The sequence below is a fragment of the Vibrio alfacsensis genome (assembly GCF_019670485.1).
GTDB lineage: Bacteria > Pseudomonadota > Gammaproteobacteria > Enterobacterales > Vibrionaceae > Vibrio > Vibrio alfacsensis.
In genome coordinates, this window is sequence record NZ_AP024165.1 from 2,845,135 (window position 1) to 2,859,329 (window position 14,195).

A 14,195-nucleotide genomic window follows, 5' to 3' on the forward strand; every position below is an offset into this window, starting at 1 on the left:
CTCATTCGTCCTCAGTCTTACGCTGACGAATATAAAGATAAACGGTATGTTTTGAGATGTTCAAACGGTCTGCAACACGGTTAATTGCATCTTTGATATCGAAGATGCCTTTATCGTATAGCTCCATCACAATCTGACGATTTTTGGTATTGTTCGATACGGATTTATCAGCATTGATCTCTTCAATCGTGCGTTCAACTGTTTGGTCAACGAGCTCCTCTACATCACTCGCAAAGTTAACCGATGAAGCGGCTTCTTCGGCTTCTTGCGTAGGCATAAATGACTGCAAAACTTGAGAAAAAGGTGCATCAAGGTTGACGTTGATACACAGCAACCCAATCACGCGATTTTCACCATTACGAATAGCAACGGTGATGGATTTCATAAGTACACCGCCTTTCGCACGAGTAAAGTACGAGCGTGAGAAGTTACGCTCAGAACCCTCAATGTCTTTCAGCATTCTTAGCGCAAGGTCGGTAATCGGAGAGCCAACCTGACGGCCGGTATTCTCACCGTTAGCAATTTTGATTGCAGAGGTATTGAGATCTTCTAAAGAGTGAAGAACTATCTCACAAAATGGGCCGATTAGACTGGCAATGCCGTCTACGACTGCTTCATAAGATCTCAAGATGATTTTATCGTGCTCTGTAAATGGCATCACGTTGACAGATTCCATTTCGAGCAACATCTCCGCATTTATTGTTTCTGTAGTTGTCATAAGTCTTCGAGCGAAAAATCAACAAATTGGTGTAAGTTTATCAGAAATTTTGAAAGGCAACCTAGCAAACTCATCAACTAGTGACCTAGAACAAAAAAGGCCCGAAAATCGGACCTTTTTTCATCTACTTATAGAAAAGACGAGCTTATTGAGCTGCGTTGTCATTCTCGATTTTTAGTAGTTCTACTTCAAATACTAGCGTTGAGTTAGCAGGAATGCTTGGCGTGTCTTGCTCACCGTATGCTAGCTCTGGCGGGATAACGAATTTGAACTTAGAACCTACTGGCATTAGCTGAACACCTTCAGTCCAACCAGGGATTACGCGGTTTAGTGGGAACGTTGCTGGTTCGCCGCGATCGTAAGAGCTGTCGAACTGAGTACCGTCGATCAATGTACCTTTGTAGTGTACTTGAACAGTATCCGTGTCTTTTGGTTTCTCGCCTTCAGCTGGCGTTTCAACTTTGTATAGAAGACCAGATTCTGTCTTAACTACGCCTTCTTGCTTCTCGAACTCAGCACGGAAGTCATCGCCAGCTTTCTTCGCTTCAGCCGCTTTCTCAGCCGCTTGCTTTTGCATGGTTTCTGCAACACGCTTATCTAGAGATTCTAGAGCAGCACGAGTTTCTTCTTCGTTTAGCGCCGCGTTGCCTTTAAATACGTCTTCGATACCTTTAAGCACTAGATCTTTGTTTAGGTTGATACCGATTTCGCTTGGCTTCTCGATACTTGCACTTAGGTAGTTAGCAAATGACACACCAATTGCGTACGCCGCTTTGTCATCGTCGGTTTTAAAGTGAACCGCTTTGCCAGTTTCAGCTTGAACTTGTTCTGCTTGCGGTGCCACTTCTGGTTTTGTTTCTTCTTTTTGACAACCTACCGCTAGCATTACTGTTGCAGCAAGTAGCGACACTTTTAAAACTGATTTCATTAAATTCTCCAAATAATGGCTACGCCATTGGTTGTTGTGCACAAATCTTCTATGAGACTAGTGAAGACAATCGTTATACCAATATACTAGCTATATGTCTCAAGACACAAACTGGATTATTAGATGTAATGCAAAGAATTTCTCATTTATTCCTACATTTAGTTGTCATCACTGCGTTAAATGGATGCTTTTTTACCCATCACGATGTTCAACGATGGCCACTTGAACCTCAAGGCTCCACCAGCTTTGCTCTCAGTAGAGATGCCCGCTTTGCTTTACTCTACTCCAAAGAACACCATTTGGTATTGTGGGATTTAGAACAAAACAAGCAGCTTGCAAAGCTAGGGGAGCTCGATCAAGACGCCAGTGTGGTTTCTCATATTCGCATTTCTGACAACGGTCGATATGCTGTAACAGCAAGCCAAGTCAATTTCGCCGTTTGGGATCTGGGGTGGACACAAGCCACGGGATTATGGTCAATCTCAGATGCACTTATTCGTGACGTTGACATTACTGCGAATGGTGAGCAAGTGTTACTGGGTCTTTCCAATGGAAAAGCAATACATGTCAACTTAGTCACCGGACGAAGATTGGAGTTCCTTGCTCACCAAGAAAAAGTCAATTCTGTGGCTATCTCCCCTAATGGGCGCTTTGCACTGACGGGGGGAAATGATTACAAGGCTTACCTATGGGATACAGAAAGCGGATTAGTGATGCGGACCTTTGAGCATGACCAACGTGTGGTAAGAGTCGCGTTGCAACGAGATGGGAAATTAGCCATGACTTCCGATGCGGGCAACCAAGCCATTATTTGGGATTTAGATACGGGGGAAGAGGTGGCTCAGCTCAGTAGTTGGTCGCGCCAGTTAATTTTCTCTACCGCACGATTCTCTGATGATGGCGATTTACTGGTTACTGGGATGCCATCTGGCCGAGTGATGGTATGGAATACCCAAACGGGCAAGCGAGTCGATGGATTTGAAGTCGAGCCGAAAAAAGATACTCGCCCTCCTCGCGCGGTCGTGTATGATGCAGCCTTTGATTCCAAGCAACGTGTAATTACTGCCACATCTGCGGGCATTGCCCAAGCTTGGCAGCTAGAGAACGGATCATGACAGACAAACTCATTCAGCAATTAGAAGCACGCATCAATGACTTAGAATGTCAGCTTGCGTTCCAAGAACAAACTATTGAAGATCTGAACGGCGCCTTATCGCAGCAACAACTGCAAATCACCAAGATGCTCGATCAGATGAAATACGTGGTAGGTAAAGTGAAAAATATGGATTCGTCGAATTTAGCCGATCCATCTGAAGAAACACCACCACCGCATTACTAAAATGCAGATATCAATAACATAAAGCCCAGAACGCATTCTGGGCTTTATTGTTTTTAGCCTCGGTCAAAATATTTAGCCACAGACCAAACTACTCATCAGCGTAAATGCTTACACTGAGTTCACCTTGCGTATTAATACCTGCTCGGTACATACCGGTGCTGTTCATCGCAAAGTGCAGCTCTCCTTGAGCATCAATAGCAATTAAACCGCCCTCACCCCCCATCACTTTGAGTTCACCTTGAATGATATGCTCACACGCCGTATGCACGTCTTCTTGTAAGTAACGTATACGAGCTGCGACATCTTCCGCCACGCGCTTACGAATAAAGAACTCACCGACACCAGTGGTTGATACTGCTACGACACCATTCTCTGCCACTGTGCCGCAACCAATCAGAGCAGAGTCTCCAACTCGACCGTACTTCTTATTGGTTACGCCCCCCGTACTGGTTGCGGCAGCTAAATTACCATGTTGATCCAGCGCCACTGCGCCGACCGTACCATGCTTGCGGTCATCCGGATAACGAGATTCAGATAACGCAAACACCCCTTTCTCACGCATAGACTGCAGCTGTTCATACCGGCGATCTGTAAAAAAATAATCCTGCTCGGTGTACTCATAACCTTGTTCAAAAGCAAACTTCTCTGCCCCCTCGCCCACCAACAGTACATGGTTGCTGTTTCGCATCACGTCACGGGCGAGTTCAATTGGATTCTTAATATGACGAACACCAGCAACCGCACCTGCGGCTTGGCTTTTCCCATCCATCACAGAGGCGTCCATTTCCACCATCTCGTTATGTGTCAGAACAGAGCCTTTACCAGCATTAAAGTTGGGAGAGTCTTCCAACACTTTTACTGCCATCACGACCGCATCTAAGGCTTCACCACCTTTTGCTAAGATTTGGTGGCCAGCTTTTACTGCGGCCTCAAGATCCGCCAAGATAGATAGTTGCAATTCATCGCTCATCTGTTCACGCAAGATGGTTCCTGCGCCGCCGTGAATGGCAATCGAGAAAGGTTTCGTCATCGCTTTGTCCAACTGTTGTTACTTGTAACCGTGGTTCCGTGTATATATTGCACTACACCCAGATAAGAAAAAAGCGCAAGTTGAAACCTCAACTTGCGCTTTTTAAAACTTTGCTAGATAGCGTTATCTAGTGAAGATCGTGCGATTAGTGAGAACCGCAACCGCCGCCGCCACAACATTCGTGGTCGTCGCCTTTCTCTTCGCCGCCGCAACAGCCGCCCTCGTGATCGTGGTCGTGACCACCACAGCAACCACCACCTTGGTGAATGTGACCGTGTGCGATCTCTTCAGCGGTTGCTTCACGAGTAGCCATTACTTCTACTTCAAATGTTAGTGTTTGACCAGCAAGCATGTGGTTACCATCTACAACCACTTCATCGCCGTCTACTTCAGTTACTTCTACAGGGATTGGGCCTTGGTCAGTATCTGCTAGGAAACGCATACCAACTTCAATTTGGTCAACGCCTTGGAATACGTCTGCAGGAACACGTTGAACAAGTTCGTCGTTGTGCTCACCGTAAGCTTCTTCAGGAGATACTGTTACAGAGAACTTGTCGCCTGCCACTTTGCCTTCTAGCTCTTTTTCAAGACCAGTGATTAGGTTGTCATGGCCGTGTAGGTAATCAAGAGGAGCGTCAGCTGTTGATTGGTCAACAACAACACCGTCTTCCAACATTACTTTGTATGCAAGGCTTGCAACAACGTTCTTTTCAATTTTCATGCTAACTCCAGGGAGATTAATTGACTTAACCAGAATGGGGTTAAGTACCAAGATGGTAGTATTATGGGGATCAATTATCGAAGTTCAATTATTCTGGCTTAAAAATCCCGATCATTTCTTGCTGCGAGTGTTTATTTTTATCTACAGATTGCGGCTTACGCTGCTCGGTATAATCACAATCGACACACTCCACAAGCTCAATGTTATTCTCGATCCACCAACGTAATGTGTCTTGTTGGCTGCACTTCGGACAATTTGCTCCTGCAATAAAACGTTTCTTAATTTTCAACTCTATTCCCTCTCCCGCTCTATGTTTTGCGGGTACTACTTCCAATGATTGGGTGACTGTTGATCGCTTTCCATTTCGCGACCAAAAATTTCCTCTAATTCTTTACGCGCTTCTTTTGAGCGCTGAGCGAGTTCTTTATCTTCACTATGCTGAGGCAACAAGTCCTTGAGCATAGCATTATCAAGTTTTCGAAAATGTGCTTCTGCCCGCTTTGCTTGATACGGATGCATACCTAACTCCACGAGCGCTTGGCGACCAAGATCGAGCGCTCCTAAAAAGGTTTCACGCGAATAATTTTGCACACCATGATTCATTAATTGATACGCTTCCACACGGCTACGCGCACGTGCAAGGATCTTTAGTTTTGGGAAATGAGCACGACAAATATCAACGATTGCCATGACTTCGTCAGGAGAGTCAGTACAGATCACTAGCGCTTCTGCTTTGTCAGCCCCCGCCGCTCGCAGAAGATCAATCTGAGTCGCGTCACCATAAAACACTTTATAGCCGTATTTACGCAGTAAGTGGATCTGGCTAGCATCACTCTCTAATACCGTCACTTTGATCTTATTGGCGTACATCAAGCGCCCAACAATCTGACCAAAACGACCAAAACCGGCAATGATCACGCGTGGTCGGCGATCAACCACGTTGCTAGTCACGCTCTCTTCTTCTTGATTGAGCGTATGTGCAAACCACTTCTTCTGCCCCATGAGCAACAACGGTGTGGTCACCATCGATAAACTCACCACCACCAGCAAGAACGCCACTTGTTCTTTATTTAAGATCCCCTCTTGATTGGCTGCAGTGAAGATAACGAAAGCGAACTCCCCCCCTTGACTTAAAATCGCGGCCATACGGCTGCGCGACTTGGCACGAACTCGAGCAGTACGAGCTAAGACATACAGCACCAAACCTTTCACCGTGACTAAAGCCACTACAGCACCAATAATCGCCAGCGGTTGAAGTGCTAATAACCCCAAGTTGACGGCCATACCCACGGCGATAAAAAACAAGCCAAGCAGCAAACCTTTGAACGGTTCAATCGCAATTTCGAGCTCATGACGGTACTCACTTTCAGCAAGTAACACCCCCGCCAAAAATGTGCCGAGCGCCATGGAAAGCCCGAGTTTTTGCATGGCGACAGAAATGCCAAGCACCACCAGCAACGCTGCGACAGTAAAGAGCTCGCGTACACCACTCATCACCACAAATCGGAACAGAGGACGCAACAGGAAATGACCACCGACCAGTAAAGCCAGCACACTGCCCAACACAAAAATAGCATCCAGCCAGTCACCACCACTTTGCCCACCAGCCAACAACGGCAACATGGCGAGCATAGGGATCACTGCAATATCTTGAAACAGCAATACCGCAAAGCCAGACTGCCCAGTTTCAGTACCGGTTTGCCCTTGTTCTTCAATCACTTTAAGTGCAATTGCCGTGGACGAGAGCGCCAACCCCATACCGATAACCAAACTGACTGGTATGCTCAATCCAAACAAACTGACAATACTGCCAATCACGGCGGTGGTTATAATGACTTGCGCTCCGCCTAAGCCAAGTATTGGCCCTCGCATTTGCCACAGTTTTTTAGGATTCAATTCCAATCCAATTAAGAACAGCAACAATACGACCCCGAGTTCCGCAAAATGGAGAATGGCATCCACATCACTGATCAAGCCCAACCCCCAAGGACCAATTAGGACTCCAGCGATCAGATAACCAAGAACAGACCCAAGCCCAAGGCGTTGCGCGATCGGTACAGCAATCACCGCCGCAGAGAGAAACACCACGCTACTTTGAAGAAACTCACTGGTTATCGCCATGCTGGCCTCCTTGCTCATCCCACTCTCTCAAGGGATTATTCAGCCATTGACGATATTGCTCTGCATGTTGATAGCGTTCGATGTCCGAGACATTGCGCGACCAGTACAGCACTAAAGGTTCCATCCAGTGCATTTGGCACAGGGCTGCGGTTAACTCGAACGGTTGCAAAATTTGCTCAAGAGGATATTTGTTGTAGCCCTTAGGGCTAAACGCATCTTCTTTGCCTCCAGTGGTAATGACACTACGCCAATATTTGCCCTCTAATGCACAACCATCACCGAATGCAAATCCTTTACCTAATACGCGATCCATCCACTCTTTCAATAATGCCGGACAAGAGTACATATAGAGAGGGTGATGAAATACGATCACATCATGCTCCTTAAGCAGAGCATGCTCGTAATTCACATCAATAAAAAAATCGGGATACGCACCATAAAGATCGCGCACCGTGACATGATCAAGCGATTGAATTTTTTTAATCATAACTTGATTAGCAATCGAATTTTGTGGCTCTGGATGAGCATAGATAACCAGAACTCTTGGGGGAAGAGGCGCTGAAACAGCCAAATAGTCGTCCTTGTCTTTATTTTTATCCGTTATCAAATTGTTATACTTTTTTGTATAGCATAATGCAATTAAAGCGCAGAGATCGACTTTTCCTGCCAATAGCCCTACTATTCATCGCGAGATAAATGACTAAGAAACGCGCACTGCGCAAAGTGAATTAAAACCCTATGATTACCTTCTCTGATATTCAGTTACTGCGTGGCGGTAAACCTCTTTTAGACCAAGCATCAGCAACCATTCACCCAGGCGACAAAGTGGGTCTTGTAGGTAAAAATGGCTGCGGTAAATCTACCCTGTTCGCATTACTAAAAGATGAACTGTCCATTGATGCCGGCTCATTCAGCCAACCTCAACATTGGGAATTGGCTTGGGTTGCACAGGAAACGCCAGCACTCGACCGCAGCGCACTGGAATACGTGATTGATGGTGATCGTGAGTTCCGTGATCTTGAAGCTCAACTGGCTATCGCCGAAGAGAAAGACAACGGCACACTGGTTGCTGAGATCCACGGTAAGATTGAAACCATTGGCGGTTATAGTATTCGCGCACGCGCTGCCGAACTGCTTGATGGTCTGGGCTTTAGCCAAGAGCAAATGAGTTGGAGTCTTACCCAGTTTTCTGGTGGTTGGCGTATGCGCCTTAACTTAGCTCAAGCGCTATTATGTCGCTCAGATCTACTGTTGCTCGACGAACCGACCAACCACTTGGATTTGGATGCTGTAATGTGGTTAGAGCGCTGGTTACAAAATTATCCAGGTACGCTAATCCTTATCTCGCACGACCGTGATTTCTTAGATCCTATCGTTGGCCGCATTATCCATATCGAAAATCAACAGCTAAACGAATACACCGGCAACTACTCATCATTCGAAAATCAGCGCGCGCAAAAGATGATATTGCAACAAGCGATGTTCGAGAAACAGAAGAAGCAGATGTCGCACATGCAAAGCTACATCGACCGTTTCCGTTACAAAGCTTCCAAAGCACGCCAAGCCCAAAGTCGCATAAAAGCGCTAGAACGTATGGAAAAAGTGCTGCCTGCGCAATTCGATAACCCTTTCAGCTTTGAATTCCGCGAGCCAACGGCATTACCAAACCCAATCATGATGATGGATGAAGTATCAGCCGGCTACGGTGATAATCTGATCCTAGAAAAGATCCGCCTTAACTTAGTACCGGGCAGTCGTATCGGCCTACTTGGCCGCAACGGCGCTGGTAAATCAACCTTGATCAAGCTGCTTTCTGGCGAGCTTAAAGCACAAGGTGGTGATCTGACTTACTCGCAAGGCGTAAAGATCGGTTACTTTGCTCAACATCAATTGGAAACTTTGCACCCAGAAGAAACGCCGCTGCAACACATGATGCAAATTGCGCCAGACCAAACGGAACAGCAATTGCGAGACTACCTAGGTAGCTTTGGTTTCCAAGGCGATAAAGCACTTGAGAAAGTTGCACCGTTTTCAGGAGGTGAAAAAGCACGCTTGGTACTGGCGTTAATCGTATGGCAAAAACCAAACCTATTGCTACTCGACGAACCAACCAACCACTTGGACTTGGACATGCGCCAAGCACTGACCATGGCACTGCAAACTTTTGAAGGTGCGATGGTGATTGTTTCGCACGACCGTTACCTATTACGTGCGACAACCGATGACTTATACCTAGTCCACGATCGTCAAGTTGCCCCGTTCGATGGCGATTTGAACGATTACTACAAATGGCTGACAGAGCAACAAAAAGCCGAGCGAAAAGAAGCCCAAGCGTCACAACCGGTGAAAGATGGAGCCAATAGCGCGGCGGCAAAAAAAGAGCAAAAGCGACGCGAAGCAGAATTCCGTAAACAAACGGCGCCAATTCGCAAAACGCTGACACAGTTAGAGAATAAAATGGATAAGTTAGGCGAGGCGTTGGCGAGAGCAGAAGAACAATTAGTCGATAACTCTCTGTATGAAGCCGAAAATAAAGCTAGACTTAACGAAGTATTGGCACTTCAAGCATCGAGCAAATCAGAGCTTGAAGAAGTGGAAATGGAATGGATGTCTGCCCAAGAAACACTCGAGCAGATGGAGCTAGAGTTTAATCAATGACAAACAAGCACGTAGAATTCACTCTTACCTTAGAACACCTTTGGCAGTTCAGCCTGCAATTTTATGGTGTCCGCGAAGTGAAAGAAGCGTGCTTATCATTGCAGAACAACTACCACGGTAACGTGAACTTATTACTGCTGCTCAAATGGCTTGATGAGCAGCAGGTCATTTTCCTAGAACAAGATTGGCCAATCCTTCAAGGCTGCATAATGCGCAGTGAAACGCTCCTCAGCTCTTATCGCGAATTACGTCGCCACCTCAAATTACAAGTCAATGATGCTTTGTATCGTGAAGCATTACAGTTTGAGTTACAGCTAGAAAAGCAGCAACAATCGGATCTTGTGGATTGTATTAATTCTCTTACACTGGTGAATAACGATGGTGAACCACTGACACTAAGATACTGCCGTCAACTTGGGGGGGAGCACCTACAACACGCGTTTTCAATGCCATTTCCTGATAACCATCCCCTATAATATCGCCCATAACCCCGCAATATATCTATACTAAAGCTATAAAGAATTATATTAATAAGTTCTTCAGCGAATACGAAGGACCATATAAGAGCAGTTAGGTATGACACAATTTTTCGCAGCAGCTGGGATTAAGAACCCACACCTTCAAACCTTATTACCACGATTCATTCGTAAAAAAGCCTTGTTTACACCCGTTTGGCAGACTCTCGATACGCCTGATGGGGACTTTCTTGATTTAGCATGGTCTGAACGCATGGATATGAGCCAAAACAAGCCTATCTTCGTTTTGTTCCATGGCTTAGAGGGATGTTTTTATAGCCCCTATGCAAATGGGCTGATGAATGCATTTTCTCGGTCAGGATGGCTGTCTGTCATGATGCACTTTCGTGGCTGTAGTGGAAAACCGAATAAAAAAGCACGAGCTTACCATTCAGGCGAAGTCACGGATGCTCGCTTCTTCCTAGAATATCTAAATAAACAGTTTCCAAACAACCCAAAAGTTGCGGTTGGCATTTCTCTTGGTGGCAACATGCTGGCAAACTACTTGGCACAATACAAAGACGACCCAATTTTAAGTGCCGCGACCATCGTATCTGCACCGTTAGATTTGGCTGCATGTGCCAATCGTATTGAGCAAGGCTTTTCTAAAGTTTACAAACGTTACTTGCTTTCCTCACTCAAACGTAATGCGCTACAAAAGCATGATTTGATCCAAGGTGAGCTTGCCCTTTCTTACAGCTCGATCAAACGAGTCACTCGCTTATATGAATTTGATGATCTCATCACGGCGCCTCTGCATGGGTTTAAGGATGCTCAAGATTATTATGAACAGTGCTCTGGCCTCAGTAAGCTGCAACAAATCACTTTACCGACACTGATCATTCACGCAAAAGATGATCCCTTTATGACCGACGATGTCATTCCAAAGTTTGTACTGCCTGACAATATTGATTATCGCCTGTATGAGCATGGTGGGCATGTGGGTTTTCTAACTGGGACCGCCTTAAAACCTAAGTTTTGGTTAGAAGAGGCCTTGCCGGCCTATTATGAAAGCATCTCTTCCGAGTACCTTTCTGCTGTATCCGCATCACGAACCTTGTAAACTAACTGAGGCAAATAGCCCTAACCGTCATAAAAGTTTGAGGTATTTATGATCATTCCATGGCAAGACATCGCGCCAGATACACTAGAAAACCTGATCCGTGAATTCGTTCTCCGTGAGGGGACAGACTATGGTGCGGTAGAAATTTCGTTACAAGACAAAATCGAACAAGTGAAGCTGCAACTAGAGAAAGGCGAAGCAGTCATCGTCTTTTCAGAGCTTCATGAAACGGTTGATATACAGCTAAAAGCAAAGTTTTAGACCTCTCACATTTTTGCTGAATCCCTCTCGATGACAACGGCTTGTTACATGCTATAGTGGGATTTCGACCGTGCAGCATATTCGTATGCTGCACATTACAGGTAAGTATTTTTCGACAAGGTTTGTCATGTCAGCGAAACATCCAATCATTGCGGTTACTGGTTCGTCCGGTGCCGGCACTACAACTACATCCGAAGCTTTCCGTAAGATGTTCAATATGATGAACATCAAACCTGCATGGGTGGAGGGTGATAGCTTTCACCGTTTTACTCGTCCAGAAATGGATGTCGAAATCCGCAAAGCTCGAGAGCAAGGCAAGCACATCAGCTACTTTGGTCCTCAAGCCAATGACTTTCCCGGCCTAGAATCATTTTTCCGCCAATTTGGTGCAGAGGGCACGGGCAGCGTACGCCGATACCTGCACACCTTTGATGAGGCGGTGCCTTACAATCAAATGCCTGGCACTTTCACACCGTGGCAAGACTTACCCGAAAACAGTGACGTCTTGTTCTATGAGGGGTTGCATGGCGGCGTGGTGGATGGCGAAGTAGACGTTGCTCAACATGTCGATTTTTTGATTGGCATGGTCCCTATCGTAAACTTGGAATGGATTCAAAAATTCGTCCGTGACACCCGTGATCGCGGACACTCACGTGAGGCTGTAATGGACTCCATTGTGCGTTCTATGGACGACTACTTAAACTACATTACCCCACAATTTTCTCGCACTCACATCAACTTCCAGCGCGTACCGACGGTGGACACATCCAACCCGCTAAACGCAAAAGGGATCCCAAGCCTAGATGAAAGTTTCGTTGTGATTCGCCTGCGCGGAATTAAGAATGTCGACTTCCCGTACCTATTGGCGATGATTGATGGCTCATTTATGTCACGCCATAACACCATTGTGGTGCCTGGTGGTAAAATGAGCTTTGCTATGGAGCTCATTGTTAGGCCAATACTGCAACAACTCATCGAAACGGGAAAAATCGGGTAGAAACGTCCGTATTAAGGTGTTTACTTTTCATACCGTGATCATGTGCACAGTTTTGCTTACAAAATCTCCGCCATGGCACGATTAAAATCAAGAAATCGTTTTAGAAAAAGGATACTATTTCTAACCGAAACATAAGAGAGCTTGCAGCATAGAAAAAGTGCTCTTATTCTAGTAGGCCAATTCAGGCTGAGCTAAAATATGGATAGCGCAAGCGTACCCTGCAGAGGAAGTGAGATATTATGGTTCTAGGTAAACCTCAAACCGACCCAACATTAGAATGGTTTCTTTCACACTGTCACATTCATAAGTACCCATCAAAAAGCACGCTAATTCACGCGGGCGAAAAAGCAGAAACTTTGTACTACATCGTTAAAGGTTCTGTTGCGGTTCTTATCAAGGACGAAGAAGGTAAGGAGATGATCCTTTCTTACCTAAACCAAGGTGACTTCATTGGTGAGCTTGGCCTATTCGAAGAAGACCAAGAGCGTACAGCTTGGGTTCGTGCTAAATCTCCTTGTGAAGTGGCAGAAATTTCTTTCAAGAAGTTCCGTCAACTTATCCAAGTAAACCCAGATATCCTTATGCGCCTTTCTGCGCAGATGGCTCGTCGTCTTCAAGTTACTAGCCAAAAAGTAGGTGACCTAGCGTTCCTAGACGTAACTGGTCGTATCGCTCAGACTCTTCTGAACCTAGCTAAACAACCAGATGCGATGACTCACCCAGACGGCATGCAAATCAAGATCACTCGTCAAGAAATCGGTCAAATTGTTGGCTGTTCTCGTGAAACCGTTGGTCGTATCTTGAAAATGCTAGAAGAACAAAACCTAATCTCTGCACACGGTAAAACTATCGTTGTATACGGGACTCGTTAATTTCTTAATCAGTTAGTTTATTCATTAACTAACTTCTCATCGAAATAACGTTCAAATTATAAAGCCACCCTCGGGTGGCTTTTTCTTTACTTGGATTCGTGTTATTTACTGTCCGTGCTCTCAAAGATTTTGTCTGCTGATGCCGCAACAAACCCCGAGTACAGTTCGCCGCTTTCCATCGGGTAACGTTTCGCAAATTCATAGAAACCACCAGGGATGACTTGTGCCCCATCCATGAATGTGACCGGGACTTTATCTGCCATGGTAGAAGACTGCTCTAAAAGTACTTCTGGAGTGCCTTTTACTTCACCACCATTTTCGTTAATGATAAAGCCTGCTTCTCGCAAATAGTCATTCACCTGCTTCACTTCTTCATACTGATTAAGCTGATTGACACTCACTGTAAAGTGGTTAGCTCCGTAACCATGAGCCGCTAGCCAAGAAGCGTATTCACTCTCTTTCGCTAAAATTTGGAAGTCAGCATAGCTAAGGTCCCACAAACGTCCGCCGTACAAAAAGTCACTGCCGGTCAGTTTAGAAGCATCAACCTGCTCTACCAGTTTATGAACAATGCCTTGTAGCTCTGGTGAGCACTCATCCACTTTCAATTCACTGATGAAGACTTTTGGTTGTTTCGGATCTGGATGCTCAAAATGTTTTGCCACCAGCTTTTTGCTTTCAAATACGTAGTCACCACAGGCTTTGTAACCCACCGCTAGGAATGGCTTCGCCAACGTTTCAATGCCTAGAGGAGCGACATTAAACGTACGCAGCGCAATATGGTCATTAATAAGAGGTTCATCTTCTTGTAGAAGTTGATGCACTTTAGCAGCAGATGGGCAAAGACGTTGAATATAGTCTTTCCACAGCGATTCAAATAGCAGGTCGGGCGTCATAACAACTCCTTGTTACGAAATGTTCAGTTATAGGTAGAAGAAGTTGACCACTCGTTCACAGCCGAAAGGCTGTCCA

Annotated in this window: 16 protein-coding genes; 8 read left to right on the top strand and 8 right to left on the bottom strand. The window is 45.6% G+C overall.

What is annotated here, in order from left to right:
* Position 1: 1 nt before the first annotated feature.
* Positions 2 to 718: a helix-turn-helix transcriptional regulator gene (locus tag VA249_RS13100; RefSeq protein WP_128809995.1), complete on the bottom strand. Its 717-nt coding sequence runs from the start codon at positions 716 to 718 to the stop codon at positions 2 to 4.
* A gap of 145 nt (positions 719 to 863) precedes the next feature.
* Positions 864 to 1,646, bottom strand: a complete 783-nt coding sequence (gene fkpA / locus VA249_RS13105) for an FKBP-type peptidyl-prolyl cis-trans isomerase (RefSeq protein ID WP_221068234.1) — start codon at positions 1,644 to 1,646, stop codon at positions 864 to 866.
* Positions 1,647 to 1,774: 128 nt separating this feature from the next.
* Between fkpA and VA249_RS13110 the strand changes: the two genes are divergently transcribed.
* Complete coding sequence (locus VA249_RS13110) at positions 1,775 to 2,761, top strand: WD40 repeat domain-containing protein (RefSeq protein ID WP_221068235.1); 987 nt, start codon at positions 1,775 to 1,777, stop codon at positions 2,759 to 2,761.
* A complete protein-coding gene (locus VA249_RS13115; RefSeq protein WP_128809992.1) occupies positions 2,758 to 2,985 on the top strand; it encodes a SlyX family protein in 228 nt (75 codons plus the stop codon). Before VA249_RS13110 ends, VA249_RS13115 begins: the two co-directional genes overlap by 4 nt.
* A gap of 88 nt (positions 2,986 to 3,073) precedes the next feature.
* Here VA249_RS13115 and VA249_RS13120 read toward each other — a convergent pair whose 3' ends face one another.
* From VA249_RS13120 to kefG, 5 genes are all read right to left on the bottom strand, one after another.
* Complete coding sequence (locus tag VA249_RS13120) at positions 3,074 to 4,015, bottom strand: isoaspartyl peptidase/L-asparaginase family protein (protein WP_221068236.1); 942 nt, start codon at positions 4,013 to 4,015, stop codon at positions 3,074 to 3,076.
* A gap of 145 nt (positions 4,016 to 4,160) precedes the next feature.
* The gene (gene slyD / locus VA249_RS13125; protein ID WP_211915840.1) at positions 4,161 to 4,736 is read right to left on the bottom strand and encodes a peptidylprolyl isomerase; all 576 of its coding nucleotides are present in this window, start codon (positions 4,734 to 4,736) and stop codon (positions 4,161 to 4,163) included.
* Positions 4,737 to 4,824: 88 nt separating this feature from the next.
* A complete protein-coding gene (locus VA249_RS13130; protein WP_128809989.1) occupies positions 4,825 to 5,025 on the bottom strand; it encodes a YheV family putative zinc ribbon protein in 201 nt (66 codons plus the stop codon).
* Positions 5,026 to 5,060: 35 nt separating this feature from the next.
* Complete coding sequence (gene kefB, locus VA249_RS13135) at positions 5,061 to 6,857, bottom strand: glutathione-regulated potassium-efflux system protein KefB (RefSeq protein WP_221068237.1); 1,797 nt, start codon at positions 6,855 to 6,857, stop codon at positions 5,061 to 5,063.
* Positions 6,841 to 7,428 carry a glutathione-regulated potassium-efflux system ancillary protein KefG gene (gene kefG, locus VA249_RS13140; protein ID WP_221069954.1) on the bottom strand — a complete coding sequence of 196 codons (588 nt, stop codon included), beginning with the start codon at positions 7,426 to 7,428 and terminating at the stop codon, positions 6,841 to 6,843. Before kefG ends, kefB begins: the two co-directional genes overlap by 17 nt.
* Positions 7,429 to 7,595: 167 nt before the next feature.
* Here kefG and VA249_RS13145 point away from each other — a divergent pair, with 167 nt between their 5' ends.
* From VA249_RS13145 to crp, 6 genes are all read left to right on the top strand, one after another.
* Positions 7,596 to 9,515, top strand: a complete 1,920-nt coding sequence (locus VA249_RS13145) for an ABC transporter ATP-binding protein (protein WP_211915837.1) — start codon at positions 7,596 to 7,598, stop codon at positions 9,513 to 9,515.
* Complete coding sequence (locus tag VA249_RS13150; RefSeq protein WP_128809985.1) at positions 9,512 to 9,991, top strand: TIGR02444 family protein; 480 nt, start codon at positions 9,512 to 9,514, stop codon at positions 9,989 to 9,991. Before VA249_RS13145 ends, VA249_RS13150 begins: the two co-directional genes overlap by 4 nt.
* 100 nt (positions 9,992 to 10,091) lie before the next feature.
* Positions 10,092 to 11,093 (top strand): hydrolase, encoded by a 1,002-nt coding sequence (locus VA249_RS13155; protein ID WP_128809984.1) that lies wholly within the window; start codon positions 10,092 to 10,094, stop codon positions 11,091 to 11,093.
* Between the two features lie 48 nt (positions 11,094 to 11,141).
* Positions 11,142 to 11,354, top strand: coding sequence for a YheU family protein (locus tag VA249_RS13160; RefSeq protein ID WP_128809983.1), 213 nt, complete (start codon positions 11,142 to 11,144; stop codon positions 11,352 to 11,354).
* Positions 11,355 to 11,481: 127 nt separating this feature from the next.
* The gene (locus VA249_RS13165) at positions 11,482 to 12,351 is read left to right on the top strand and encodes a phosphoribulokinase (protein ID WP_128812224.1); all 870 of its coding nucleotides are present in this window, start codon (positions 11,482 to 11,484) and stop codon (positions 12,349 to 12,351) included.
* Positions 12,352 to 12,590: 239 nt separating this feature from the next.
* A complete protein-coding gene (crp, locus tag VA249_RS13170) occupies positions 12,591 to 13,223 on the top strand; it encodes a cAMP-activated global transcriptional regulator CRP (protein ID WP_005381432.1) in 633 nt (210 codons plus the stop codon).
* Between the two features lie 101 nt (positions 13,224 to 13,324).
* On the opposite strand, the gene VA249_RS13175 is transcribed toward crp, so the two are convergent.
* Positions 13,325 to 14,119, bottom strand: a complete 795-nt coding sequence (locus VA249_RS13175) for a DUF1338 domain-containing protein (protein WP_221068238.1) — start codon at positions 14,117 to 14,119, stop codon at positions 13,325 to 13,327.
* Positions 14,120 to 14,195 lie beyond the last annotated feature (76 nt).